Here is a 26,512-nt window from a genome sequence, read left to right as displayed (position 1 = left end):
ACAATGTTCAGCTTTCGCTGGTCCAAAGGTAACTTGATCCCGTACACTGATGCAATCTCCAAGGAGAAGTAACTGACTGATGGATTTGCAATTAGAAACTCAAAAGTATGGTGTGCTGCTGGTCAACTTAGGTACTCCTGATGAGCCAACCGCCTCGGCCGTGCGCCGTTACCTGAAACAATTTTTGTCCGACAAGCGCGTTGTCGATGTGCCGCGGCCAATATGGTGGCCGGTGCTAAATGGCATTATTCTACCAATCCGTAGCCCCAAGGTAGCCAAAGCCTATCAGACCATTTGGCAGGATGATTCGCCACTGCGAACCATTGGCCAGGCACAGGCTTCGGCATTGCAACAGCGGCTATTAATTGATTTTGGTATTGACTGCCCAGTAGAGCTGGCAATGACCTACGGTAACCCATCAATTCCTGATGCGATGGCGCGACTGCAACAGGCTGGGGTTGAACGGATTGTCGTGATGCCAATGTACCCCCAATATTCGGCTACCACCACTGCCTCGGTGGCAGACGCAGTGAATGCTGCCGTCGCCAATATTCGCCATATTCCTGAGCTGCGTATGGTGCACCATTATTACCATCATCCGTTGTATATCAAAGCATTAGCTGGCTCAGTCAAAAGCCACTGGCAACAGCATGGCCGTAGTGATTTGTTGATGATGTCTTTCCACGGTATTCCTCAACGTTATGCCAAGCTCGGCGACCCGTATCCAAAGCACTGTGAAGCAACTGCCGAAGCGGTTGCCAACGCTTTGGAGTTAAAACCTGAGCAATGGCAGCTGACCTATCAATCGCGATTTGGCCGAGAGCCTTGGTTGCAGCCATACACCGATGAAACACTTGAGAGTTTGCCGGCAAAGGGGACTAAATCGGTTGATATCATGTGCCCAGCTTTTGCTGCTGATTGTCTTGAGACACTGGAAGAAATCGCCGAAGAAAACAAAGAAGTATTTGTCGAAGCCGGTGGCGAGCAGTACCGCTATATCGGGGCGCTCAATGACTCCCCTTGCCATATCAAGCTATTGTCGGTGCTGGTGGCAGAACAACTTAACGGATGGTAATTGGTATGGTGACAGGTTTATTTGTTGCGCTTCATGGTTTGCTTTTGCTGCTGTTGTCAGTTGCCGTCATTCGGCTTCGGATGCGTCACCAAGTCGGTATTGGTGACGGCGAGGTCAGTCAGCTCAAGCGAGCGATTCGGGTCCAAAGTAACTTTATCGAATATGTGCCATTGTGCTTGTTAATTATGGCGGCGCTGGAGTGGCAGCAAGCTCACGTGGTTGGCTTGTTTGTGCTCGGAGCGCTACTATTTATCGGTCGCGTCCTTCATGCGATTGGTCTGTCGGCAAATGCGGGTGAATCCAAAGGTCGAATGTTTGGTACGGTGGCCACTTTTGTTGTGCTGTTTGTTGGCGCGATATGGTTGCTCGCTGTGAGCGTCGCTAGTTTGCTCGGCTAGGATGCCTATTGGCAATGCCCTTTGATTATTATTTGGTATTGCTGATGCTGAAGTTCGTCAATGACATAATTACGCGAGCAGGACCCACGGATTTCAAGTAGCGATTCCAAATCGTTCAGCGCCTGATGTTCGCGCAGTACTTTAGCATTACTTGGCTCGCTGAGTTGATAAGGCTCCTCGGGCGGCAAGATACGATCGTAGATACTTCGAGACCTCGGCTCATCCTGATCGACTTTGTGTGGCGTAATCAATGCTTGATAGTTGAAGCTAATCGGAGACGATTGATTATCAATCATCAACTGGCTTTCAATGTCGTAACCCTTGTCAGCTGGACTGCTGGAACAAGAAGCTAAGGTCGCAATAATGATGGCGGCTGCAAGTAATCGTCCTGAAGGAGCAGTCATATATCTCGTTAGTGGCTAAATCAAATCAACTCCCAAGGTACCGTCTGGTGAGCGAATTGCAACCTTATTAGAGCAAACTCAGATCATTGAATAGCAATGATGCTGCCGCCAAAACAATTAAGTAGCGCAGTGATTTTCCAATCAGCAAGGCGACTGCGCTAAGCCAAGGGTTGAGTTTTAACCAGCCGCCAGCTAGACACAGCAAATCGCCGACTACCGGTGCCCAACTGAGCAATAACGCCCAATGACCATGATGCTGCAGCCATGCTAGAACCTGCTGTTGACGTGCTGACGCGTTGGCGTTGAGTTGTTCGAGAGTTTTTAGTTTGCGAGCTTGCCAGCCCATCCAGAATGTCACCAAGCCGCCGAGAGTGTTACCTATACTAGCGGCAAGGAAAAGACTAATGGGCGCGCCCCATTGCTGTTGCCAAGCGAGGATTAATGCTGCTTCTGAGCCACCAGGTAACAATGTGGCAGCCAAGAAGCTGGTCCAGAAAAGAGCAGCAACAGCCATAGTTATCAATTAAGTGAAGAAATATCCGCTGACTTTACTCCACGGACTGCAACCATGCCAAGGCGGAATCGCGATCTGCCATCACTCTGACATTTCGCTCTGGATAAGCGATTTGCTGAATCTCAGCGATTGCTTCCGCCGCAAGTTGGCTGTATCGCTCTTCCGACCAAAATGCGATTGCTTCAATATCAAAACCGTCGGCTAGTAGTCGAATACCAGACAGTTCAAAATGGTTATCCTCGCGCCAAGCGATGAGCAACTTAGCTGGCGAGTTGTAGTCACTCAACGCTTGATTGAGTGCTTTGTGGGTGTCGATATTAAATTCCAACGAATCATTCGGAGTCCATTCCAGCACACCCTCGCGCAATTGAAAATTGCCGATAGGGGAATCGTACTGGGGCATAGCCACTGTACCTCTTAAATCAGTGCAAAACGTATTACTTAAAAACCCATTTAGGTTTGTGGTTATTTTAGAATATAAACTCCCCTTTATTGCTGAACTCAAGTTAAAAAAATCGGTTATTTTTATTATTTAACCAATTGTTTTATTTGTTTTTATTATTTGAAAATAACTGATCAACATTATTGTCAAATTGGCTATATATTGATTACATGGGCATCGCTCACAGCAACGCCAACTTCAAAGTCAAAAAGGTCAGCCATGTTTCGCATCAATCAGCTTATTCCATTCGCTTGTCTTACTATCATGGGCTGCGGTGAAGCGGTGGATTCATCAGTGAGTCATCAGCATCCTAATCAGTCTTCTTCAGCCACCACTGACTCACTAGCGCTCCCTGCCCATCATCAACTCGAAACCATATTCATTAACGGAGTCGAACGAGAATTCATTGTGTTTGCCAACCCCGATTTGGCTAGCACTAAGCCGACTCGTTTGGTTGTGGTATTGCACGGTTTTCTTTCAGGCCATCAACCATTTTTAGAACTAACTGGTTTTAGTGATGCTGCAGCCAAACGAGCTGATGTGTTGGTTGTTTATCCTCAAGGGTTGGAGGCGTTGCCTGATGGCTTTGAGATGGCAGGAACCCAGTGGGATGTCCATTGGGGAACGGATACCAAAGATGCTGAGTTTCTTACTGCGATGATTGTGCAATTGCAAAACCAGTATGGACTAAAACCACAGCATACTTATTTAACCGGCCATTCGAATGGCGGCTATATGAGTTATCTAATGGCTTGCGAAGTCGCTGAGCAAGTGCCGGTGGCTGCTATTGCTCCTGTTGGTGGTAACTTGCCATTGAGCGTTCAGCAGCGTTGCGACTCGAATCATGACTTCGCCATATTGCACTTGCATGGGCGTCAAGATCATATTGTTCCGATTGATGGACGGCCTGGGTTTTCGGCATCGGTTCAACAAGCCGGTGCGTTTTTTGCCGATAAGTTTGGCTGTCAAAGTGAACCGGTATCTAAGCAATTGCCTGGCGCTGATGGCAGCCTTACGCCGTTGCTTCAACACTATGAGTACCGCAATTGCCGAGAGGGGGCGGCGGTAGAGCAAATCATCATCGATGAGATGGGCCACACCTGGCCGGGCTCAGCGATTGACTTGTATGAGCTCGATCCTTACGTTGGCTTTACCAGCTATGAATTGAATGCCAACGGGGTGATTTTGGATTTCTTCGAGCGCTTTTAATAAAAATTTTTGTTAACAGTTGAATGTTGTTGATGTTGCTGTTGCAGCTAGGTAGGTTGAAACTTTCAAACTATCGATAAGGACAACAGGTCATGACATATCGCTACCTACTCGTGTTTGCTCTTGCTATGGCGAGTTATTCAGTGAACGGAAGTCAACAACTGGAAATTCACCGAACGTTGAACGGCAGTATGCCGCCTGCCAATATTGCGGTCACTGCCGATAACCGCTTGTTCATGAGTTCACACTTGGGTTGGGGCTCGACCCATCGAGTCGTCGAAGTATTACCCGATGGTGCCTATCAAGCTTACCCTGATTATCAATTTTCCCCTGCATTGGGTGGCGTATTAGGCATAGTTGCTGATCGTCAAGGCGTACTGTGGTTCTTAGATTCAATATGGGGCGATAAGCCGCTGGGCCGAGTGATTGGTTGGGACACCCTCAACAATAGGCTATTCAAGGTTTTTCATATTGCGTATCCATTTATCAACAATGAATTTATTCTCAATGATTTAGCTGTTGATCGAAGCCATGGAGCCATCTACATCTCAGAAACGGCTGGCCAGCAAACCTCAGCCATCCTGGTGATTGATATCGATACTGGTGCCATTCGTCGGGTGTTGCAAGGCAGCCAAGCGACCGTCGCTGAAGATAAAGACTTGCTGGTGGACGGCGAAGTCGTCAAATCGAATGGCACGCCGGTTCGGGTTGGCGTTAATCCAATTACCATTGATGAAGCTGATCAGTGGTTGTACTTTGCACCGATGAGTAGCAGCAGTGTTTATCGCGTAGAGACGAGTCATTTAGTTGATGACAGTTTATCGCCTACCGAACTTGAAAAGCAGGTTGAACGCTATGCAGCTAAACCGATGAGTGACGGTATTACCATCGATAGCGCCAATAACTTGTATATATCGGATTTGGCAGCCAATGCGATTGGGGTGATTACTCCGGATAGACAATATCAGTTGTTACATCAAGACAGTAATCTGCTCAGCTGGATTGAGGGATTTGCTAACGCTGGTGAGTACATCTATGTGTCGTCCAATAAGCTGCACGATTCGCCGGTATTTAATAACACTGGCGCAGACAATCTCGATTTCTTCTTGCTCAAATTTAAGCCGCTGGCACCTGCACCGCACGGCCGTTGATAGCTTGCGAAGCTCGCATGTTCACAGTGAGTCGGCAGCAAACAACACACTTCGGTGACGCTCACGTCCATCCTTGGAGCGCTCTACACCCGGCATCCATGCCGGCTGAAGCACCTCTGTGCGTTACTTGCTACCTCTTTGTGAGGGGGGCTTTGAAAAGGCCACAGACGATTAAGAGTAGCTTGGGAGTTGGATAGTAGAGCTTCTGCCGCAGGGAAGCGGCAGCAGAGCCATCATGGACGATTTCACGGCGTCTCGACGAGGCAAGTCGCGAGCTACGAAGCTCGCATGTTCAAACTGAGTCGGCAGCAAACAACACCCTTCGGTGATGCTCAAGTCCATCCTTGGAGCGCTCTGCACCCGGCATCCATGCCGGCTGAAGCACCTCTGTGCGTCATTTGCTACCTCTTTGTCAGGCGGTTGCGTTGAAAAGGGCACAGACTGTTAAGAGTAGCTTGGGAGTTGGATAGGAGAGCTTCTGCCGCAGGGAAGCGGCAGCAGAGCCATGTTGGACGATTTCACGGCGTCTCGAGTAGGCAAGTTGCAAGCTGCGAAGCTCGCGTCTTCACCGTTAGTGGGCAGCAAACAACACCCTTCGGTGACGCTCAAGTCCATCCTTGGAGCGCTCTACACCCGGCATCCATGCCGGCTGAAGCACCTCTGTGCGTCATTTGCTACCTCTTTGTGAGGGGGGCTTTGTAAAGGCCACAGACGATTAAGAGTAGCTTGGGAGTTGGATAGGAGAGCTTCTGCCGCAGGGAAGCGGCAGCAGAGCTTACATGGAAGTATTTATGGCGTCTCGACTGGACAAGTCGCAAGCTGCGAAGCTCGCGACCCCTTGGTTGATTCTTCGAATCATCAAAGCAAGTTATGTCGACCTAAGCGATGCCACATTCCTGACAAGTCACGCATTCCAACACGCAGTTATTGTCAGTATCGAGTTTGGCTGCAACGTCACGCAACGCCGTGCGCAAGCCTTCTTCAATCACTGGGTGATAAAATGGCATATCCAACATCTGTGGAATAGTCATTTGCTGCTGATGTGCCCACGCCAGCAAATGAGCCATGTGTTCAGCTGCTGGGCCAATCATCTCGGCACCAATGAATAAGCCGGTGCCTTGTTCGGCATAAACTCGCAGCATGCCCTTGTTCTTCAACATCACCCGACTGCGGCCTTGGTTTTCAAAGCTCACTTCGCCAGTGATCAAACAGTCACACGAGCCCAAGCGCTTTTGCGCATCGCGGTATGTCATACCCACCATGGCAATCTGCGGGTCGCTGAACACGACGCTAATAGCGCTGCGGCGCAAACCATTTTCAATATTCGGCGCTCGGCCTGCGTTGTCACCGGCTATGCGGCCCTGATCGGCGGCTTCATGCAGTAACGGCAATTGGTTACTGGCATCACCGGCAACAAATATGTGCTCCAATGAAGTTTGCATGGTCAGCGGATCGGCCACTGGTACGCCTCGGTCATCAAGCTCAATCGACAGCTTATCCAAACCCAACTTATCAACATTCGGCCGTCGCCCAGTTGCTGCCACTACGTAATCAACACGAATAGTTTGCGCTTCATCGTTGTCATCCAGATACGTGATTGCGACTTGCTCACCCTCGCGCTCAATCGACTCCACTCGCGCATCGGCCATCAACGGGAACTCTTCGGCAAAGGTTTTATTGGCATAAGCCATTACCTCTGGGTCCGTTAACGGCCCTACTTGGCCACCGACACCAAACAAGTGAATGTTAACGCCCAAGCGATGCATCGCTTGACCCAACTCTAGACCAATGACACCGGGGCCGAATACCGCCACCGAATTGGGCAAATCATCCCAGTTAAACACGTCATCGTTAATCAACAGTCGGTCGCCAAGTTTGTCCCACAGGCCCGGGTAAGCCGGTCGAGAACCGGTTGCGATGACGATGCGAGCGGCATGAACTTGAGTGTGATCATCAACTTGCAAGGTATGATCGCCAACAAAGCGGGCGTAGCCTTGGATTTTGTCATCAGCTGGAATGCTATCGACTCCTTCGAGGACAAAGCCAACAAATCGATCGCGTTCGAACTTAACGCGCTCCATCACTCGTTTACCGTCTACTTTGACGTCGCCTTCGACATCAACACCGAAAGGCGAGGTATGACGAGCATGATGAGCCGCTTCTGCAGCGGCAATGAGTAACTTGGATGGCATGCAACCAACCCGAGCGCAGGTCGTACCGTACGGGCCGCCTTCAATCATAACCACGCGGTTGGCATGCGCTTTTGCTGCTCGGTAGGCTGATAAGCCGGCGGTTCCGCCGCCAATCACAGCGACATCAACAGATAATTGTTTCATGGTGACTCCTACCGCCGTTGCTCGGCAGCAAAATAGTTAAGCTTCAGGATATTGGGGGCCGGAGCCCCCGGTACGAAATTGGAGAAGTTGTTACTGCGATTATTTGGCTAAGTAAGCGTCAAGTTCCTCGCTACCACCAATGTGCTCGCCGTTGATGAATACTTGCGGTACCGTGCTGCGACCGGAGATTGCTTTTAGGCTGACGGTTGTGGCGTCGGTGCCCAAAATCACTTCTTCATAACGAATACCGTTATCGATCAATGCTTGTTTTGCCTTGGCACAGAATGGGCAACCTGGCTTGGTGATGATGCTAACCGAGTCTGGCTTGGCCGCTTCTGGCGCGATGTAAGCCAACATGGTATCGGCGTCAGAGACTTCAAATGGGTCGCCTGGTTTTTGTGGCTCGATGAACATTTTTTCAATCACACCGTTTTTCACCAGCATTGAGTAGCGCCAGCTGCGCTTGCCAAAACCAAGCTCGGCTTTGTCAACCAACAGGCCCATACCTTCTGAGAACTCGCCATTGCCGTCAGGAATGACCTTGATGTTTTCTGCTTCTTGGTCAGCAAGCCATGCGTTCATCACAAAGGTGTCGTTTACGCTCATACAAACAATGTCATCGACGCCATTCGCTTTGAACACATCGGCCAGCTCGTTATAACGCGGCAAGTGAGTCGATGAACAGGTTGGCGTGAAAGCTCCCGGCAAAGAAAAAACAATCACTGTTTTATTGGCGAACAAGTCGTCAGTGGTGACGTTTACCCACTCATCACCTTGGCGAGTTGGGAAAGTTACTTGAGGTACTGGTTGGCCTTCTTTATTTGCGAACATAATCAATCTCCGTAATGAGTAATTTGTCTGTTTCGAATCAACGGAGCTAAGTATGGCTAGGATTGTTTGATAAATAAAATCGATTAAATCTATCGTTCTGATAGATAATTATTGTCATTAAGATTAACCAGGATCATAAAGTGACTATTTCGCAACCAAATGATCTGTATGAAATTCACCCACTAACCGTAGCGTTAATCGGGTTTTGGCTGTTTTCTGTGAAATATTTGTGACAATTGCTAATTACTTGAACAGTGCTGGATAATAGCCTAGCCCACGCCCCATAAGGTCTGAAACATTTCTGAAATGGCTGTGACACATTTCGTTCACAGACATGAAGTCTTTTTGTCATTTTTCACCATTAGCTTCTTTCTCGCTTATTTCACATGCGATTAATTCCGTCCTCGGAGAAGATAATGGAACTCAAAACCCTGTTTAAGCTCGGTGCAATTGCATCTGCACTGATCCTTGCTGGTTGTGGTGGCGACATCAATATTAAAACTGGCGACGACTCGGCTCCTACGCCAGTTGACCCAACACCAACAGAAACCCCTCAAGAGCAAGCCTATGGTGGCTTTGCTGAGAAAAGCACTGGAATCGCTGATCTGGACGGAAAACAAGTCTGGAAGCTGAGCGGTCTACTGCAACCTGCAGCTGCTTCTGCATCAACCTTCGCAACTGGTGGCCAAGACGGCAACGAAATTACCTTGGGTAACGATGTTGTTTGGGAATTGGATGGTCCGGTTGTTGTTGGTGGCGACAACGAAAACTCAGTTGTCTTGAACATTTTGCCAGGCACTAAAATCATTGGTGGCGACGGTGACTACTTAGTCGTTAGCCGTGGTTCACAAATTAACGCGGTCGGTACTGAAGACGCGCCAATCGTATTCACTTCTGTTGATGCTGCATTGGGCCAAGAAGGCGAACCAGGCCAATGGGGTGGTTTAGTACTGCTCGGTAACGCACCAGTTAACACCTGCCCAGATTTGAATGCTTGTGATGCTTCTTTCGAAGTAGGTGACTTCCCTTACGGCGGTAACAACCCTGAAGATAACTCGGGCTCACTGAAATACGTTCGTGTTGAGTTCGGTGGCTTCAAAATCAACGACACTCAGGAAATGAACGGTATCAGCTTCGCAGCTGTTGGTTCTGAAACTGAAGTTGAGTACATCCAAGTCCACGAAAACAACGATGATGGCGTTGAGTTCTGGGGTGGTAATGTGTCTCTGTCTAAAGTTGTTCTGACTAACAACTTTGATGACTCGCTGGACTGGACAAACGGCTGGCAGGGCTCTGCTCAGCATGTCCTGATCATGCAAAAAGACAACGGTTCAAACCGTGGTATCGAAGCCGATAGCAACAGCGATATCGATGCCGAACCTAAGTCAAACCCAACACTGTCTAACTTCACTATCTTGGTTGCCAACGGTACCAACGACGGTGGTGATGACGCCGAAGGTATCATCCTCCGTAAAGCAACAGCGGTTAACGCTTACAACATGCTGGTCAAAGGTGATGCAGATTCTGGTGAGTGTTTAGAGATTGACGGTGATAACACCGTTATCAACGCGCAAAACGGTGAACTGGTATTCACTCACAGCTTGCTTGATTGTGTCGAGCCAACCAAAAACCAAAGTGTTGACGAAGACAACCAGCTGGCCTACGACGTCCACGCTTGGTACACCGGTCAAGAAGGTAACCTGATTGGCGCGTCTGCGCTCGAAGGTTACATGCCAACAGCAAGCTCTGTTGCTTTGACTAGCGGTAAAGCTGACTTGGGTAACACTGATGCGCGCTTGATGGATGCCGAATATATCGGTGCTTTTGATGGCTCAAATGACTGGACTGTGGGTTGGACGACTGCAATCCATGATGATGACGGCGGCACTGACCCAGTTGCGCTACAGCCTCTGACATCTTGCCCTGTGGGTACGACTCAAGAGATGGCCATTGACGGTCTATACAAAGACGCTGATGTTGAGCTGATTTGTGGTCTGGAAGGCAATGTTCTGACTAACACCACCCTGTTGGCTGGCTCGAACGTGCTGTACAAGCTTTCTGGCGGTGCTGTTTTGGTTGGCGGTGACAACGAAAACTCAGCCACCCTTTCTATCCAAGCTGGCGTTGAAATCTTCTCTGAAGAAGACAGCTACCTAGCAATTAACCGTGGTTCAAAAATCATGGCCATGGGTAACGCTGATATGCCAATCGTGATGACGTCGCAAGAAGACGTGATTGAGGGCGGTGAAGGTGAGCGCGGTCAGTGGGGCGGCTTGGTTCTGCTGGGTAACGGCTTGACCAACAAGTGCCCAGACAAGAATGCCTGTGATGCTTCGTTCGAAGTGGGTGACCATGCCTATGGCGGTAACGACAACACCGATAGCAGCGGTACCATCAGCTACGTCGTTGTTAAGTACGCTGGCTTCAAAATCAATGATACCCAGGAAATGAACGGCATCAGCTTCGCGGCTGTGGGTTCTGGTACTCAAGTCGACCATATCCAAGTTCACGCTAACGGTGATGACGGCGTTGAGTTCTGGGGCGGTGCAGTCAGCCTCAAGTATGTCTACTTGACTCACAACTTCGATGACTCTCTGGATTGGACTAACGGCTGGCAAGGTAAAGCTCAGTACGTCTACATCACTCATGAAGATGGCTTTGCTAACCGCGGTTTCGAGGGCGACAGCCACAAGACTGACGGTGACACGCCTACTTCGCACCCGCTGATTTCTAACGTCACTATCCTACCAGGTGTTGATGTTGAGAACGCTTCTGGTGACAAAGGCGAAGGCATCATCTTGCGCGTCGCCACTGAAGCTGAAATCTACAACATGGTGATTCGAGGTCGCAAAGGCTCGACTGGCGAAACTGAATCTGGTGAGTGTGTGGAGCTCGACGGTACTTACCCATCATTGATTGATGGTGTCAACAGCGGCGCATTGCTTATCGAGCATAGTGTTGTTGACTGTAACGAGCCTTTCAAAGGCACAGACATGGGTGCTGTAGATGTTGAAACCTGGTTCCTCAGCTTGACAGGTAACAGTGCGCAAGCCGTGAGCTTGACCGATGGAATGCCTGCTGCAGGTGACACAGTTCTGCTGGGCACAGGTAAAGACGCAAGCACTGTGGACTCATGGTTCGATTCAACCGACTACATCGGTGCATTTGACGGCGAAAACGACTGGCGTGAAGGTTGGGCTTACATCCCTAACTAATCCCGCCGATGGCCGGGGAGCGTCGCTCCTCGGCTAGTTCTCGCAAATCTAAGTAGTTTCGAATGTTCGTCGGGTTACCCAATCACGGTAACCCGAATTTGAATTGCACACAGGATAGTCACAGTATGAAAACCAAGCCGAGTTTTACCACCAGCAAAGTGAGTGTTGCAGTTGCCAGTGCGCTATCTGCCGCCGCAATATTCACGGCAACCCCAGTGTTCGCTGCCGAGGAAGAGGCACAACCGGGTTATGCGGGCGATGATGTTGAAGTCATTGCGGTAACGGCTCGACTCAAAAGCGCAGCTTCCGAGGTCATGGAAGAACGCCGCGAGCAAGCCTATGTAGCAGACTTGATGGGTTCTGACCAAATTTCACGTACTGGCGATAGCGATGCTGCTGCTGCCTTGCGTCGTGTGACCGGTTTGACCTTGAAAGATGGCAAATTTATTTATGTGCGTGGTTTAGGCGAGCGTTACTCAAGTACCTCGTTAAACGGCGCAATTGTTCCTTCCCCTGATCCAACTCGTAACGTTGTGCCTTTGGATATGTTCCCGGCATCAATTATCGAGTCTTTGTCGGTACAAAAGGCCGGTTCACCTAACGCTCCTGCAGCCTTTGGTGGTGGTCACGTTGATATTCGCACCAAGGCGATTCCAACAGACTTTTTCTTCAAATTTGGCCTAGGTACACGTTACAACACCAATGACTCTGACGATGCTTACACCTATGCCAGCGGTGATGACGAGTGGAAGGGTAAAGACGACGGTATTCGTGCTTTTCCACAAAGTATTGAAGATGCCTATTCAACTTACGGCGGCATTGACCCAATCAGTGATATTTTGCCGGTCGTTGGTGATTTAGACCAAGCTCGCCAAATCAACCGTGAATTGGCGCTAGACATGCACCGTGATATGACGGTGAAAACTCAAGATACCGATTTTGCTTATCGCGGCAATGTTGCCGTGGGCAACAGCTGGGATTTAGGTAAGGACACCATTTTCGGTTTTGTTGCTGCTGGTTATTACAAGCGTCAGCAAGAAAACTATGAAGAATTGGATGTTGAGCTGGCGGACGAAAACGGCACCATCAACAACTCCAAAGAAGTCGTTGGTACTGATTCTATTGTTCAGTGGTCAACCTTGCTTAACATGGGCTTTGAGTTTGATGAGAACAACAAAGTAGAAACCTACACCACGTATCTTCGCGATACCTCCGATGATGTTTCTATTGCGATTGAAGAGACCATCGATACTATCTCTGAGCCAAACGCCTTGCAGGTATATAGCGTTGAGTACGAAGAGCGTACCTTAATCAGTAACCAGGCCAAGGGCACTCACTTCTTCCCAAGTCTGTATGACATTGAAGTCAACTGGTTCTACTCTGATGCCCGTGCTGAGCGTTATGCACCAAACGAGTTGAGCTATACCTATGGTGTCGTTATTGACGAACAAACTGGTGATATCACCAGCCGTCGCTTGAATACTCAGGACGAGCCCAAATACGTTTACACCCGCTTGGATGACGATACCGAGAACACCGGTTTTGAAGTCAAGCTACCAGTAAACTTCGCCGGTGCGGAAGTGACTCTGAGCGGTGGTTACAGCTATTTCGAGCGTGCACGTGAAAACTATGCCACTCGTTTGGGCTTTGAAGCGGATAAGTTCGGCAATGACATTCTCGAATTAGAGTTTTCTGACATCTTCACCGATGAAAACATCCTCGATGAAGAAAAAGACTTTGAGCTTAAAGACGCCTCAACTTCGACCGAAGACTACGTGGCAGCAGAGATGATCGATGCTGGCTTCTTCTCCTTTGATGCTAACTTCGATGATATTTGGCGCTTCACCGGTGGTCTTCGTTATGAAGATTTCCGTCGCACCACATTGCCAATCGATTCAGATGGTGAGATTTCTGATGAAGGCGGTCGTTACGACATCACCGATTACGTGGTTGTTGAAGACGGTTGGTACCCTTCATTGTCGGCCACTTGGCAACAAAGCGAAGAAATGCAGTGGCGCTTTGGCGCTAGTAAAACCATTGTTCGCCCTGACTTGCGAGAAGTGTCTCCGGTTCGTTTCCAAGACCCTGTCACCGGTATCGATTCGTTCGGTAATCCAGAGCTGGAAAGCTCCGATATCCTGAACTTCGACGTGCGTTGGGAATGGTACATGGAGTCTGGCAGCAACTTGAGCGTTGGTGCTTTCTATAAAGACTTGGAAGCTCCGATTGAGCCAGTTCAGCGTATTACCGAAGCGGGTCGTCAGCAGAAGTACTACAACGCAGAATCGGGTTACATCTACGGTATCGAAACGGAATTCTTGCGTGACTTCTCGTTCATCGATTCTGACTCAGACATCCTTGAAGGCATGTTCATCGCCGGTAACCTGACGTTGAGCGATTCTGAAATCGAAATTAAGCCAAATAGTGAGATTGACCCGACCAACACCAAGCGTCGGATGACCGGTCACTCTGAGTATGTGGCGAACTTGCAATTCAGCTTCGATTCTCCAGATGGTTGGCACAGCACCACGCTGGTATACAACGTCTTTGGTAAGCGCATCGCCTGGGGTGGTAGCGCTGGTTTGGACGATGTCTACGAGCAACCGTTCCACAGCTTGGATTTCACTTACACCTTGTTCCCAACCGATAGCTTAGATATCAAATTCAAAGCCAAGAACATTCTTGGTGAAGAGTCTGAGTACAAGCAAAACGGCAACAAGACTTACTGGAAAGATCCAGGCACTGAGTTCACTTTGCAGTTCGCTTATGAGTACTAAGCCAAACTGAAAACAACTCAGTAGTAATAAAGCCGGTCTGGGGACCCAGACCGGCTGACCGAATAATAATAACTATCTATCGCACTTACACTCCGTCAAGCACCGCAAGGTGCTTTTTTTTATGCCCAAGGGTGGGGGATGAACCTCTGGCGTAGTTTTCGCAGCTTGCGAGTTGCCTCGTCGAGACGCCGTGAAGTCACCCGTTAGCTCCATGCTCGGAAAGACAGAGCGAGTTATCTACTCCTCACTCAGACACGGCGTGAATATGTCCCTATAGCCTCTACCGCAGCGTCCCTGCTGCGGAAGGTCTTCGTCAGCAGTAGATAACTCACTCTGTCAAATCATGGTTTCCAAAGCTTCTTTTGGTTGAGATTACACTGATGCTTACAGGGCGGTAGTGAACTTTGCCACTTGCTGCTTCAACCGGCATGGATGCCGCATGTAGAGCGACACATGGAAGTGCTTGAGCGTCAGCATTACTACCGCCAACCCTCACCGTTCGCTGCCAGCGAGTTTTCTAGTCGAGATATAGCCACCTTTGACAAATTGTTTTACAACGCCTGACTTGCAAGTTTGCTGACAGTGATTAACAGTGAAGTGATGTACTTGCCGATGTAAAACAATGGGGTATCGATGACCAAAGAGCTGCAATTGCCACTTGTACTAGCTGGCCCAATTTTGCGCCATGTATCAGCCAATCATTTCGGATGCTGGTTGGTCACCGCAGAGCCAATACGTTGTCAGCTTCAATTGCAGCCCGAATCTGGTGAACAACTTCAGCTGCAACTTGACCAGCACATGGTGAGCTACCGAGCTGCAAAGCACGTTTGGATTCATCAGATCCAACTCCCGTTGCCACAAGCTTTGCCAGATAGTGGTTGGGTGGGTTATGACATGCTGCTGCAACCTGATGGCGCCACCGACTGGCTTGGGTTTAGGCAATGGGGCGAAGCGTCGCTGTGTTATCCCAACCGAGATTCACTGGGTTTTTATCTTAAGCCCAAGCTAACCAAGTTACTCCATGGCTCGTGCCGCAAACCTCACCATGATTCGATTGATGGGCTGGTCGAAGCCGACCGATTACTGGCCCAGAATCAACCCGAGCAATGGCCACAGTTATTGATCCTTAGTGGTGACCAAATCTATTGTGATGATGTTGCGGCGCCGATGCTACGTGCAATACACCAAGCAATTGAACGGCTCGGTTTTGACGATGAGCATTTACCGCAATGCCAAGTTTCATCCGCTCAACAACTCCATAGTTCGCAACCGACTTACTATAACCGCAGCGAATTATTGCCCTTGACCAATTCCGGCCAAGCTGCGGTGGAAAAGTTGTTCCGTGGCGTCAAAAAGCCCATCTTCACCTCGGACAATGCCGAGAATCACCTGATTAGTTTGGCTGAAGTGTTGACCATGTACCTGATGGTTTGGTCGCCAACATTATGGCATCAATACAGCACCCAATTGAGTGATGATTTAGCAGCCCAATTGACTGAAACTGAGTTGCACACTTATCGCCAGCAGCGCGATGTGATTGATAAATTTGCCGCGGGCTTATCAGACGTCAGGCGCTTGATGGCTCATTTGCCAACGGCGATGATCTTTGATGATCACGATGTCACTGATGATTGGAACTTAAGTGCTCGTTGGGAGCAGATTGCTTACTCAAATCCATTATCGAAACGCATTCTTGGCAATGCGTTGTTGGGGTATTACTTGTGCCAGGGGCAGGGAAATATGTTGGCTCAGGTCCCGCAACAAGTGCGCCAAACCGTGCAGCAAGCACTTACTTCGGTTGGCCAATCAGCCCATGATGAATGCTTACAGAAATTGTTTGATAAGTCCGATTGGAGCTATCAGTGGCCGCTTGATCCGCCAGTCGTCGTGCTCGATACGCGCACTCAACGTTGGCGCTCTGAGCGCAGTTTTGATAAGCCCTCTGGCTTGATGGACTACGAGTCCATTGTTCAATTGCAGCGCCAAATTGAGCAATTACCAGCGGCCGTTCTAGTCTCACCCGCGCCTGTCTTTGGGGTGAAATTGATTGAGGCAATCCAGCACATATTTACCTTTTTTGGCAAACCGCTAATGGTCGATGCTGAGAGTTGGATGGCTCATCCTGGAGCAGCAAGAGCCTTGTTGGATATGTTCAAACATCAGCACACTCCGGAGCGGTTTGTCATTTTATCTGGCGATGTCCATTACTCGTTTGTCTTTGCCGTCCGGCTTAGAAATCAGTTTAAGCATCAAGAACAATCTTCCGATGTGTGGCAAATCACTAGCAGTGGCATCAAAAATGAGTTTCCTGATCGTCTATTACGCGTACTTGATCGCCTTAATCGCTGGCTTTATGCCCCTAAATCGCCATTAAACTGGTTTACTAAGCGGCGTGATTTATCCATTTCACCATACCTGCCAGAGCAACGAGAGAAGGGCAGGCGACTGCTGAATGCTGCGGGTATCGGAATGGTTGAATTGGATGACAGTGGTGCCCCGACTCGCATTCAACAACTATGCGAAGGCGGTGAGCTAATACAGTTCCGTGTCCAGAGTAGGAATTAACGTCCACAAGGATTGGCTCGCCATTGCCTATGCCAGCTAAACTTGGCTCGGTCTAATAGATAGTCACTTCGGCAGCGATTAGCTTACCGTCATAAAAGTACAGCTCTTTACTGTAATTGTCCGCCATAAGCTCGATGCTATCTTCTTCAGCGAAGGCGTCATCGCCCAATATTGCAATCGCATCTTCCATACTCTGTCCTTGCGACACTCGCAGGAATGACCAAGGTTGGTCTCGCGGCTGCCATTGGTCGCTAAACACATGCTCGAGAAAATACAATTTATCGACGCTTTTACCTTTGAGTAAGACAGTCACATGGTCGTCAAATAGCAGCATCTTAGCGGTTTTACTCACCCAGATCTCTCCAATAGCAAAGTCTTCTACATGCTGACTTTCGAGCTCCGTTTCCGTTTGTTGATTGAAGTGATTGCTGATTACTGCATTGATTTGGTTAGGGTTTAATGCCAGTTTGGTTTGCTCGACATGTTGTTGGCTGAGAGTATAGCCGGTGACCTTGCGACTTATCTGATTGTTGTTTTCGACGACGCCGGTCAACCACAGTGTGAGTTGCTGGTCGCCGTCTTGGATGACAACCGAATGATCATCAGCGTCCATTTTTTTATCTATTTTGCTTTTCAGCTGGTCAAATGCTGTGTTGTTGCTAACAGTGCCCCAAAGCTGCCATTGATCATCGTCAAACCGTTCATCAAACGGTATGTGGTTGACAAGATCGGAGCTAAACCAACGATTTTCAGTTGTGATTTCGACTAATTGGTCGTTGTTAAACACTAGCCATTGGCGGCGGCCATAGCTGAGCAATACCGTATCCTTGGTCATCGCAAACCGAAGTGAAGGCGTGCCGTAAACTTGCTCGATTTGGCTCATTGTCATACCAAGTTTGGCACCGTAAGCGCCGCGGTCAAAATCGACGATGGAATGTGCCAATGTCGGTTGGTATCTTGGGTTGCCAGGTTCCACGTTGAAGACAATGGTTTTCTTTAATCCGTGGATGCCACCTAAAGCCATTTGTTGCTGGCCATATTGGTTGATTGGGGTCACTCGGTTGGAAAAACGCATGGCGCCATCACAGTGACCGATAAGGTCGCCAAAGACTTCTAATTCAGGTTTGTGGTTATCTAATCGGCCGCCTTCTCTCACGTCCTCAAGCACGTTGCTCCATCGCGCAACATGATTGCTCCAACCGGTTAGAATGACACCATAGGCTTGGGCGTTTTGTGCTTGTTGGCGAAGTTCAAAAATCGCCTCCCTAATAGCCCTTTGTTCGCTTTCACGGTCGATACTGCCGCTTTTAATGACAAATTTCTTTTTCACTGAAGCCGATGAAATAGTGTCGTATTGACAGTCAGGATAATGATCCAATACCGGAGGAAGATCTTGCGCGGTGGCCGTTGTCGCGACCGACAGGGTGGCGATCGCTAGAGACATCAATGGTCTTTGCAGTAAGTTAATCAATATAAGTTCCTTTTATATCGTTGGTCTTTGGCTCGGATATCAGTTGGACTAATGTGAGTATCCAGATTTTTCGACGTAGTTTTTGAGGTAAGCAATATGAGGTGCGAGCGTCAGTGATTTTTCCTTCACTGCTTGCACCCGTTCGATGATTTCATCAACCCCAAGGCCGAGTTCTGCAAGAATCAGCGCAATCATCAAGCCAGTGCGGCCGGTGCCGCCTTTGCAGTGCACGGCAAAGGTTTTATTGGCTTTGGCGGCAGCAGTCACAGCTGTCTTATTTTTGGCCCACGCTGATTCAAAGTCTTGCTCAGGGGCACAATCATCTTCTACCGGAAAGTGGTACCAATCGAGCGCCAATCGTTGACACAACTCTGGAATTTCAGTGACCTGATTCTTAACCATTTCTTCGCTCGGCATCATGGTGATTAACACCTCTGCGCCGGCGTCTTTTAAGGTCTGCAAGGAGTCATCTAAGGATTGTTCCTTGGTGCCGGGACAAGGGGTAAATAGAAGTGTGAGTTCATTAAACCATAGTGTTTGATATGGATGTGCGCTCATGACGATTCTTGTGTGGTTTATTGGCCATCGTTGGCCGTTGTGAGAAAAGCACATAGTGATGGCTAAGTCTAACAACATCTTTGATTTGGATTAACCAAAAGGATGCCTTTGGGGCGTCTTTGGCTACTGAAAAATGATGAGCCATGCCTCATTTTGTTCTCGGCTAACTTGCCAACTGAATCATTGTCCCTGTATTTTGCGCGGTCATAAAGCTCAAGATTCAAACGTCCGTTTGATTTGTTGGGCAATAATAAAAGCTGAGATATCCCATTTCTTACTAAGTCCTCGTCGAAGGTCAAGCTGTAGAAGAGAACTGGAGAGTTCATGAGAGCAAGTCAGAACATCACCGATCGCGAAGTTGTTGTTGCCGCAGACCAACAACTGGTATCCATCACCGATCGACGTGGCGTTATTACCTACGCCAATGAAGTATTTTGTCAGGTAGCCGGCTACACCAGCGAAGAGCTGGTGGGCCACAACCACAATATCGTTCGCCACCCAGATATGCCTAAGGCCGCTTTTGCCGATTTATGGTTAAAGTTAAAGCAGGGAAAAAGTTGGCGTGGCGTGGTTAAAAATCGCTGTAAAAACGGCGATTACTATTGGGTTGATGCCTATGTCACCCCATTAATCGAGCATGGCAAAGTCGTTGGCTACCAATCTGTTCGCACTCGGCCAACGGAGGACATGAAGGTCAACGCCGCGGAGCTTTATAAACGAATCAACCGTGGTTCAATACCAATGAGCGCCAGAAAACGGATGACGGTCAATCGAGTCGTTGCTGCGATCACTGCTTTGATGGCGCTGGTCGCAATCCAAATGCTAGCTAATCAATGGTCCATCACCATGTTGGTCGCCGCACTGTTGGGATTGCTAACCGTGATGTTTGCCGAAGAGCTGTTTAGTTTGCCTGTGTTGATTGGTGATTATGAAGTCAAATGGGACAGTCCATCGCGCTTGGTATTGGCAGGCCACCGATTCACCGATTTGCTGAAGTATCCACAGCTCATGTCTGAGGCGAAAGTGCGGACTATCCTTGGCCGTTCAAAAGACTCCGGAGGCCAGTTACTGCAGGTTTCTCAACAGTTGGAACAATCATCGGAATCATTTTTGCGTCGCATTAATGATGAATATAGCCAGCTCGATCAGTTATCGACGGCGATTCACCAAATGTCCGCTACCATCGATGAAGTCAGTCACAGCACATCGTCGGTGTATCAGAAAGTGGTCGATGCCGATCAGCGCTGCCAATCGGCAATTGAGTTAATTGATGACAACCAAACCGCGCTGAGCAAGCTGACTGTTCAAACCGACAAAGCTCGACACGAATCAGTTGATTTGAAACAGTCTACCGAGCAAATCACTGCGTTGATGACGGAGATTCAGGGCATTGCTGATCAAACCAATTTGTTGGCCCTGAATGCAGCAATTGAAGCGGCTCGGGCTGGCGAAATGGGTCGAGGGTTTGCCGTGGTCGCCGATGAGGTGAGGAGTTTGGCGAGTCGTACGCAAGGTGCGACATCGCAAATTCTTGATTCGGTTGATGAGTTAATCTCCAAGCTCAATGGTTGGAGCGAGTCCATGGAAAGTAACAGCCAGCAAGCCAATACCTGTAATGCTCAAGGTTATGAAATCCGGACGGCGGTGATCGAACTAACCACGTTATTGCAAGACATATCGGGTTCAACGGCCCATATCGCTACGGCGACGGAGCAACAATCTGTGGTCGCCGAACAGGTGTCAGGTAACGTTCATGAGATCCGTGACTTAGCAAAATCCAACCAAGCTCAATCGGAAACCATTTGCTCACTGGGCAATGGTGTCAATCAGCAGGTGGCAACACTCGGAAAGCTGTCGGCCACCTTTGGCTAGATGCGGCTAATAACGTTTGGTACTAGTGAGGTCGGTTGGGCGACTAACGTGGTCAGCCCATAAAGACTTGCCTAGCATTTAATACTCAATGCTGAACGCTCAATGTTCAAGATCTGAACCAATGCGTCAGCAACGACATCGGCGATCAGCTGTTGTTGCGCTAGGTTTGGGTGGTCATCGGAACCCGACAAGCCATCAACTAATGTCGCCACTTCGACGAAATGAATATTGATATTAAGTGATTGGCAGTCGTTGACGACTTGTTCTAGGTAGCTTGCTTGCTCGCGCCAGTTATCGACCATACGATTGGGGGCTAGCACGACAAAAATCGGCGCAAATGGGTGCAGTTTCGCCTGAGTTTGGACGAATTCAGTGTAGGCCGTTACGAACTTTTGCTTGTCGGCAATACCAGGGACAAAATCATTTGTACCTAGGTTAATGACTACTGCATCGGCCGGGCCGTCGGGAAATAGCCAGTCGCTGTCACTATACAGGTGGCTACGCTGTGCAATGTTGGGAAGGCTGAAGTTCTCGTTGCCGTCAAAACGCCGGTAGATGCCCTCTCCGGAATACGCAACGACACTCACATCGGCATCTAACCGTTTTGCAACCAGCGCAGGAAATGCTTTGCAAGCGTTGCTCTTAGCCGGATCGTAGCCTGGTTTGTTGGTTTCGTTGCCATAGCCACAACTAATCGAGTCACCATAAAACTCAATCTTTCGTTGTCTCGATTTCGGCTTTGACGCCGAGGGCACCGCTTCGCTGCGGTACAAGTCGATACCGAGAAAATGACTAACACCCGTTAGGGATTCGCTACGCCGGTGGATGGCGAGCTCAAACGAAGCGCTAGGTAGTTGGTCCGTTTGATCGAACAGCACATACTGTTGCTGACCGGGCTTACAACACAGCGTTCTTAGCCATTGGCCGTCGATAAACACATCGTAGTAGCTGGGCACCGGCGCAATGCCTCGTTCACAGTTCAGTTGCAGCACCGCCTTATCTGCTTTTAGCTGAGTGTGAATACCCGTGTATGGCCAGGAGTGACTCGCTTTGCCAACGACCGAACGGTCAAAGCGGCCGCAGTAATGCAGCGTAGAGTGAGCGGGATCGAGTGTCAGTTGATGCATAGTGTGCTGAGTTGATTAGTGAAGAGTGCACTTTACGCCATGTTTTACTGTGCAATCTTGATATTAATCCAGCTTTCATCGCGGCTCGCTGAACTAGGCAAAATTACTCTGTAGGGATTGGCAAGTTATGGGCGCGAAGGAAGCTTAACTTATCCCAATAGCCTCGCTGATGAACGATCAGGCCTTGTTCAAACTTGAAGAAGCCACAACCACGAAGGCCTATTGGATCTTTCCATTCTAAAATCGCCCAATCGCCATCTTCAAAAATATTCTCAACAATACAGACCATATCGGCTGCGGCAAACTCATTGGCAAACATGTCTCTAATTGCTTGCTTGCCGTTAACTGGTTCATTGGCCACTTGATGGTTGATGGCATGTTCGGTGTAAAAGCTGGCAAGTTTATCGGCATCCCCTTGATTAAACACCTCAACCCAATGCGTTAGGATTTCCTTAGGGCTCATTGTTTTCTCCTTGAACGATGTCAGCGTGTAACGGCCTATTAGCGTGATATCAATGCTACCTTTTTAAGTACTTGGCATGGAAGCGCAGGTGTTCATCGATAAATGTGGCGATGAAAAAGTAGCTGTGATCATAACCCGGTTGCATCCTTAACGTGATGTCGTAATTAGTTGCATTAGCCGCTGCGATTAGGGCTTCGGGGTGCAGTTGCTGTTGTAAAAAGTCATCGGCGTCGCCTTGATCGATGAGGATAGGTAGCACTTGTTGGGCTGACTTGATGAGTTCGCAGGCATCATAGCTTTGCCAAAGCTTCTTATCATCGCCAAGATAAGCCTGAAATGCTTTTTGTCCCCACGGGCAGTTGCTTGGGTTACAGATTGGACTAAAGGCTGAAATAGAGCGATAACTGGTTGGGTTCTTCAAGCCAATGGTTAACGCACCGTGACCGCCCATACTATGGCCGCTAATGGCTTTGACAGAGGATAGCGGCAAGTGTCGCTCTAGTAAGCCAGGCAGTTCAACCGTGACGTAGTCGTACATATGATAATGACTGGCCCACGGCGGTTGGCTGGCATTGAGGTAAAAGCCAGCGCCTTGCCCCAGATCGTAGCTTTCATCATCAGCCACTTGCTCGCCCCGAGGGCTGGTATCTGGTGCCACAAGGGCGATACCTAGTTCGGCAGCAGTGCGAAATGCACCGGCCTTTTGCATGAAGTTTTCATCGCTACAGGTCAGCCCCGACAGCCAATAAAGTGCTGGCACGGGGTTGTTTTCGCTGGCCTGTGGTGGCAAAAACACAGCGAAGCGCATTGGGCAGTTTAACGCCGAAGACTGGTGAGTGAACTGCTTGTGCCAGCCGTTACTGACTTTATTTTCGCTGCAAGTGGTCAGCATAATGGGTCCTTGTCGATAGCTACAGAGGCTTATTTGTCCATGTGAATCACTGTTCGAATACTTTTCCCTTCATGCATTAAGTCAAAGGCTTTATTGATCTCCGCCAGCCCCATGGTATGGGTGATGAACTCTTGCAAACCAAACTCTCCAGCCATGTAGCGTTCGACAATTTCGGGTAATTCCGAGCGTCCTTTTACGCCTCCGAATGCGCTGCCGCGCCAGACACGTCCGGTGACCAATTGAAACGGCCGAGTTGAAATTTCCTGACCTGCGCCGGCTACTCCAATGATCACCGACTCTCCCCAACCTTTGTGACAACACTCCAGAGCTTGGCGCATGACATTGACGTTACCAATGCATTCAAAGGAGTAATCGACACCACCGTCCGTCATATCGATAATCGCTTGTTGAATCGGCTGATCGAGGGTTTGCGGGTTAATTAAATCAGTGGCGCCTAGCTGGGTTGCCAATTCAAATTTACTGTCATTGATATCGATGCCAATGATGCGGCTGGCGTCTGCCATTCGAGCGCCAATGATGGCCGACAAACCAATACCACCAAGGCCAAAAATAGCGACCGTGGCACCCGCTTCAACTTTGGCTGTATTGAGTACTGCTCCCATGCCCGTGGTCACACCGCAACCGAGCAAACACACTTCTTCGAGCGGCGCTTTAGGGCTCACTTTGGCCAACGATATTTCGGGCAATACCGTGTATTCAGAAAAAGTTGAGCAGCCCATGTAGTGATAAATGGGCATGCCGTCGATGGAGAAGCGACTGGTGCCGTCCGGCATTAGTCCTTGGCCTTGGGTTTCTCGCACCGCTTGACACAAATTCGTTTTCCCTGAAGTGCAGAACTTACATTCGCCGCATTCTGCGGTATAGAGTGGGATGACATGATCGCCCACTTCGACACTGGTGACGCCTTCTCCGACCATTTCGACGATACCACCGCCTTCGTGCCCAAGAATCGCTGGAAAGATGCCTTCTGGATCGTCACCGGAGAGGGTAAATGCATCGGTATGGCAAACACCCGTTGCGACAATTCTCACTAACACTTCGCCGTGTTTGGGCAGTTCAACGTCGACCTCTGCCATCGACAACGGCTCTCCGGCTGCCCAAGCGACAGCGGCTTTTGATTTGATTGTGGTTTGACCGGGAAGGAGTGTCAGTGCCATAGGATTACCTTTTGGGGTTGGTTCTGAGCTGGGATTGAAGCTTCAGTATAGTTAACCGTTTAATGCTGAATACGGCAGAAAGTGAAACTTCTCTAACGGGAAACAATCTGAGATCGGTCAATTCATCGCATCGCAGCGAGATGCCTGTCATCAAAAGGCGCACCAACAAAAAAGCCACCAGAGAGCTGGTGGCTTTTTGCAAAATCGCTGTGAGCGATTAATCGTAGGCTTCGTTGTGAACACCAACGGTGCGGCCTGATGGGTCGTTGAGGTTTTGGAAACTCTCATCCCAGGCCAAAGCTTCTGGCGTTGAACAAGCAACTGACTTGCCATGCGGCACTGTCTTCAACACGGTATCCACTTTACCGAAGTGATCTTCGAAGATGCTACGGTAGAAGTAGGCTTCTTTGCTATCTGGCGTGTTGATTGGGAACTTGTATTCAGCGTTGGCCAGTTCTTGATCAGACACTTCTGATTCAGTCATTTCTTTCAGGGTGTCAATCCAGCTGTAGCCCACGCCATCGGAGAATTGCTCTTTTTGGCGCCATGCAACGCTTTCTGGTAGCAGGTGAGCAAAGGCTTCACGGAGGATGTGTTTTTCCATCTTGCCGTTGCTGCCACACATCTTATCGGTCGGATTGATCCGCATTGCCACGTCCATGAACTTCTTATCCAAGAACGGCACGCGGGCCTCAACGCCCCAAGCTGACATGGCTTTGTTAGCGCGCAGGCAATCGAACAAGTTCAGTTTATCCAGCTTGCGCAGCAGCTCTTCATGAAACTCTTGAGCGTTCGGAGCTTTGTGGAAGTACAAGTAGCCACCAAAGATTTCATCTGCACCTTCACCAGACAGAACCATCTTGATGCCCATGGCTTTAATCTGGCGTGCCATCAGGTACATTGGCGTGGATGCGCGAATGGTGGTGACATCATAAGTTTCAAGGTGGTAAATCACGTCGCGAATGGCATCTAAGCCTTCTTGCACAGTGAAGTGAATTTCGTGGTGAACTGTGCCGATGTGATCAGCAACTTTCTGCGCCGCCACTAGATCTGGTGAGCCTTTCAGGCCAACCGCAAATGAGTGCAAACGAGGCCACCAGGCTTCTGATTTTTCATCATCTTCAACCCGACGCTTGGAGAACTTCTGAGCAACGGCGGAAGTGACCGACGAATCTAAACCACCGGACAACAAAACGCCGTACGGTACATCTGACATCAAGTGGCTCTTAACAGACTCTTCGAGCGCTTCGCGCAATTCCGCAACCGAGCTCTCGTTGTCTTTGACTGCATCAAAGCTATGCCAGTCGCGGTTGTAGTAGCGCGTGATTTCACCTGTGGTGCTGTCCAAGTAATGACCCGGAGGGAAGGTTTCTACGCGGTTACAAACTGGCGTCAGGGCCTTCATTTCAGACGATACGTAGAAGTTACCGTGCTCATCCCAACCGATGTAGAGTGGAATGATACCAATGTGGTCACGAGCGATGAGGTAGCTGTTTTTCTCTTCGTCGTACAAACAGAAAGCAAACATGCCATTGAGCTTGTCGATGAAGTTAACGCCATGCTCTTGGTACAGCGCCAAAATCACTTCACAGTCAGAGCGAGTCTGAAATTCAAAGTCGATGCCGAGGTTGGCTTCTAATTCTTTGTGATTGTAGATTTCGCCATTGACGGCGAGGGCATGTGTTTTGCTCGGATTATAAAGTGGCTGCGCGCCATTTTCGACGCCAACAATAGACAGACGTTCGTGGGCCAAAATGGCGTTATCACTGGTGTAAATACCAGACCAGTCTGGGCCGCGGTGGCGCATCAACTTCGACAGCTGTAAAGCTTGCTTACGCAGCTCGGAGACATCAGATTTGATGTCAAGAATACCGAGAATAGAACACATACGTACTCCTTATGATTTTCTTTCCCAACGTGAGAGGCCAGACTCACACTTAGTTGGCGCAGACCGCATTACAGCGGCTTATAATCGATTTATTTAGATCAGTCACTTTGCACCATAAACGGGTGAGGCGCAAGCATAGAAGGGGG

Annotated in this window: 20 protein-coding genes; 8 read left to right on the top strand and 12 right to left on the bottom strand. The window is 49.2% G+C overall.

Annotated elements, in window-relative coordinates:
• Positions 1-79 precede the first annotated feature (79 nt).
• The gene (hemH, locus tag CBE68_RS11125; RefSeq protein WP_087506165.1) at positions 80-1,075 is read left to right on the top strand and encodes a ferrochelatase; all 996 of its coding nucleotides are present in this window, start codon (positions 80-82) and stop codon (positions 1,073-1,075) included.
• A gap of 5 nt (positions 1,076-1,080) precedes the next feature.
• Complete coding sequence (locus CBE68_RS11120; protein WP_158100579.1) at positions 1,081-1,473, top strand: MAPEG family protein; 393 nt, start codon at positions 1,081-1,083, stop codon at positions 1,471-1,473.
• Between the two features lie 5 nt (positions 1,474-1,478).
• Here the strand turns inward: CBE68_RS11120 and CBE68_RS11115 are convergent, their stop codons facing one another.
• The 3 genes from CBE68_RS11115 to CBE68_RS11105 all read right to left on the bottom strand — a co-directional run bounded on the left by CBE68_RS11115 (position 1,479) and on the right by CBE68_RS11105 (position 2,794).
• A complete protein-coding gene (locus CBE68_RS11115) occupies positions 1,479-1,877 on the bottom strand; it encodes a hypothetical protein (RefSeq protein WP_087506163.1) in 399 nt (132 codons plus the stop codon).
• Positions 1,878-1,944: 67 nt separating this feature from the next.
• Positions 1,945-2,358, bottom strand: coding sequence for a YqaA family protein (locus CBE68_RS11110; RefSeq protein ID WP_229744745.1), 414 nt, complete (start codon positions 2,356-2,358; stop codon positions 1,945-1,947).
• 67 nt (positions 2,359-2,425) lie between these two features.
• Complete coding sequence (locus tag CBE68_RS11105; protein ID WP_087506161.1) at positions 2,426-2,794, bottom strand: hypothetical protein; 369 nt, start codon at positions 2,792-2,794, stop codon at positions 2,426-2,428.
• 258 nt (positions 2,795-3,052) lie between these two features.
• On the opposite strand from CBE68_RS11105, the gene CBE68_RS11100 reads away from it, so the two are divergent.
• Together CBE68_RS11100 and CBE68_RS11095 are read left to right on the top strand one after the other, a co-directional pair.
• Entirely contained in the window at positions 3,053-4,042 is a 990-nt protein-coding gene (locus CBE68_RS11100; protein WP_143824545.1) for an alpha/beta hydrolase family esterase, read from the top strand.
• 92 nt (positions 4,043-4,134) lie between these two features.
• Positions 4,135-5,193 (top strand): L-dopachrome tautomerase-related protein, encoded by a 1,059-nt coding sequence (locus CBE68_RS11095; protein WP_087506159.1) that lies wholly within the window; start codon positions 4,135-4,137, stop codon positions 5,191-5,193.
• Positions 5,194-6,071: 878 nt separating this feature from the next.
• On the opposite strand, the gene CBE68_RS11090 is transcribed toward CBE68_RS11095, so the two are convergent.
• Positions 6,072-7,529 carry a dihydrolipoyl dehydrogenase gene (locus CBE68_RS11090; protein WP_087506158.1) on the bottom strand — a complete coding sequence of 486 codons (1,458 nt, stop codon included), beginning with the start codon at positions 7,527-7,529 and terminating at the stop codon, positions 6,072-6,074.
• 99 nt (positions 7,530-7,628) lie between these two features.
• Positions 7,629-8,360 (bottom strand): glutathione peroxidase, encoded by a 732-nt coding sequence (locus tag CBE68_RS11085; protein ID WP_087506157.1) that lies wholly within the window; start codon positions 8,358-8,360, stop codon positions 7,629-7,631.
• 416 nt (positions 8,361-8,776) lie between these two features.
• Between CBE68_RS11085 and CBE68_RS11080 the strand changes: the two genes are divergently transcribed.
• From CBE68_RS11080 to CBE68_RS11070, 3 genes are all read left to right on the top strand, one after another.
• A complete protein-coding gene (locus CBE68_RS11080) occupies positions 8,777-11,575 on the top strand; it encodes a hypothetical protein (RefSeq protein WP_087506156.1) in 2,799 nt (932 codons plus the stop codon).
• A gap of 125 nt (positions 11,576-11,700) precedes the next feature.
• Complete coding sequence (locus CBE68_RS11075) at positions 11,701-14,352, top strand: TonB-dependent receptor domain-containing protein (RefSeq protein WP_087506155.1); 2,652 nt, start codon at positions 11,701-11,703, stop codon at positions 14,350-14,352.
• Positions 14,353-14,985: 633 nt separating this feature from the next.
• A complete protein-coding gene (locus CBE68_RS11070) occupies positions 14,986-16,917 on the top strand; it encodes a metallophosphoesterase family protein (protein ID WP_087506154.1) in 1,932 nt (643 codons plus the stop codon).
• Positions 16,918-16,969: 52 nt separating this feature from the next.
• Here CBE68_RS11070 and CBE68_RS11065 read toward each other — a convergent pair whose 3' ends face one another.
• Both CBE68_RS11065 and CBE68_RS11060 read right to left on the bottom strand, forming a co-directional pair.
• Complete coding sequence (locus tag CBE68_RS11065; protein WP_143824544.1) at positions 16,970-18,388, bottom strand: hypothetical protein; 1,419 nt, start codon at positions 18,386-18,388, stop codon at positions 16,970-16,972.
• Between the two features lie 48 nt (positions 18,389-18,436).
• Positions 18,437-18,946: a phosphatase domain-containing protein gene (locus CBE68_RS11060; protein WP_158100578.1), complete on the bottom strand. Its 510-nt coding sequence runs from the start codon at positions 18,944-18,946 to the stop codon at positions 18,437-18,439.
• A gap of 324 nt (positions 18,947-19,270) precedes the next feature.
• On the opposite strand from CBE68_RS11060, the gene CBE68_RS11055 reads away from it, so the two are divergent.
• Complete coding sequence (locus tag CBE68_RS11055; RefSeq protein WP_087506151.1) at positions 19,271-20,818, top strand: methyl-accepting chemotaxis protein; 1,548 nt, start codon at positions 19,271-19,273, stop codon at positions 20,816-20,818.
• A 71-nt stretch (positions 20,819-20,889) separates the two neighbouring features.
• On the opposite strand, the gene CBE68_RS11050 is transcribed toward CBE68_RS11055, so the two are convergent.
• From CBE68_RS11050 to asnB, 5 genes are all read right to left on the bottom strand, one after another.
• Positions 20,890-21,945: an SGNH/GDSL hydrolase family protein gene (locus CBE68_RS11050; RefSeq protein WP_087506150.1), complete on the bottom strand. Its 1,056-nt coding sequence runs from the start codon at positions 21,943-21,945 to the stop codon at positions 20,890-20,892.
• Positions 21,946-22,048: 103 nt separating this feature from the next.
• Positions 22,049-22,408, bottom strand: coding sequence for a nuclear transport factor 2 family protein (locus CBE68_RS11045; protein ID WP_087506149.1), 360 nt, complete (start codon positions 22,406-22,408; stop codon positions 22,049-22,051).
• Between the two features lie 55 nt (positions 22,409-22,463).
• Positions 22,464-23,300: an S-formylglutathione hydrolase gene (fghA, locus tag CBE68_RS11040; RefSeq protein ID WP_087506148.1), complete on the bottom strand. Its 837-nt coding sequence runs from the start codon at positions 23,298-23,300 to the stop codon at positions 22,464-22,466.
• Between the two features lie 29 nt (positions 23,301-23,329).
• The gene (locus CBE68_RS11035; protein ID WP_087506147.1) at positions 23,330-24,478 is read right to left on the bottom strand and encodes an S-(hydroxymethyl)glutathione dehydrogenase/class III alcohol dehydrogenase; all 1,149 of its coding nucleotides are present in this window, start codon (positions 24,476-24,478) and stop codon (positions 23,330-23,332) included.
• Between the two features lie 217 nt (positions 24,479-24,695).
• Positions 24,696-26,366 (bottom strand): asparagine synthase B, encoded by a 1,671-nt coding sequence (asnB, locus tag CBE68_RS11030; RefSeq protein WP_087506146.1) that lies wholly within the window; start codon positions 26,364-26,366, stop codon positions 24,696-24,698.
• Between the last annotated feature and the right edge of the window lie 146 nt (positions 26,367-26,512).

It is taken from the genome of Neiella marina, assembly GCF_002165625.1.
GTDB classification, from domain to species: Bacteria; Pseudomonadota; Gammaproteobacteria; order Enterobacterales; family Neiellaceae; genus Neiella; species Neiella marina.
Note: the sequence above shows the minus strand (reverse complement) of the source record. Positions and strands in the feature narration are given on the sequence as shown.

Excerpts from the sequence above, each read along its gene's own strand:
- hemH (WP_087506165.1), top strand. The coding sequence starts at position 80 with ATGGATTTGCAATTAGAAACTCAAAAGTATGGTGTGCTGCTGGTCAAC.
- CBE68_RS11120 (WP_158100579.1), top strand. The coding sequence starts at position 1,081 with ATGGTGACAGGTTTATTTGTTGCGCTTCATGGTTTGCTTTTGCTGCTG.
- CBE68_RS11115 (WP_087506163.1), bottom strand. The coding sequence starts at position 1,877 with ATGACTGCTCCTTCAGGACGATTACTTGCAGCCGCCATCATTATTGCG.
- CBE68_RS11105 (WP_087506161.1), bottom strand. The coding sequence starts at position 2,794 with ATGCCCCAGTACGATTCCCCTATCGGCAATTTTCAATTGCGCGAGGGT.
- CBE68_RS11100 (WP_143824545.1), top strand. The coding sequence starts at position 3,053 with ATGTTTCGCATCAATCAGCTTATTCCATTCGCTTGTCTTACTATCATG.
- CBE68_RS11095 (WP_087506159.1), top strand. The coding sequence starts at position 4,135 with ATGACATATCGCTACCTACTCGTGTTTGCTCTTGCTATGGCGAGTTAT.
- CBE68_RS11090 (WP_087506158.1), bottom strand. The coding sequence starts at position 7,529 with ATGAAACAATTATCTGTTGATGTCGCTGTGATTGGCGGCGGAACCGCC.
- CBE68_RS11085 (WP_087506157.1), bottom strand. The coding sequence starts at position 8,360 with ATGTTCGCAAATAAAGAAGGCCAACCAGTACCTCAAGTAACTTTCCCA.
- CBE68_RS11080 (WP_087506156.1), top strand. The coding sequence starts at position 8,777 with ATGGAACTCAAAACCCTGTTTAAGCTCGGTGCAATTGCATCTGCACTG.
- CBE68_RS11075 (WP_087506155.1), top strand. The coding sequence starts at position 11,701 with ATGAAAACCAAGCCGAGTTTTACCACCAGCAAAGTGAGTGTTGCAGTT.
- CBE68_RS11070 (WP_087506154.1), top strand. The coding sequence starts at position 14,986 with ATGACCAAAGAGCTGCAATTGCCACTTGTACTAGCTGGCCCAATTTTG.
- CBE68_RS11060 (WP_158100578.1), bottom strand. The coding sequence starts at position 18,946 with ATGAGCGCACATCCATATCAAACACTATGGTTTAATGAACTCACACTT.
- CBE68_RS11055 (WP_087506151.1), top strand. The coding sequence starts at position 19,271 with ATGAGAGCAAGTCAGAACATCACCGATCGCGAAGTTGTTGTTGCCGCA.
- CBE68_RS11050 (WP_087506150.1), bottom strand. The coding sequence starts at position 21,945 with ATGCATCAACTGACACTCGATCCCGCTCACTCTACGCTGCATTACTGC.
- CBE68_RS11045 (WP_087506149.1), bottom strand. The coding sequence starts at position 22,408 with ATGAGCCCTAAGGAAATCCTAACGCATTGGGTTGAGGTGTTTAATCAA.
- fghA (WP_087506148.1), bottom strand. The coding sequence starts at position 23,300 with ATGCTGACCACTTGCAGCGAAAATAAAGTCAGTAACGGCTGGCACAAG.
- CBE68_RS11035 (WP_087506147.1), bottom strand. The coding sequence starts at position 24,478 with ATGGCACTGACACTCCTTCCCGGTCAAACCACAATCAAATCAAAAGCC.
- asnB (WP_087506146.1), bottom strand. The coding sequence starts at position 26,366 with ATGTGTTCTATTCTCGGTATTCTTGACATCAAATCTGATGTCTCCGAG.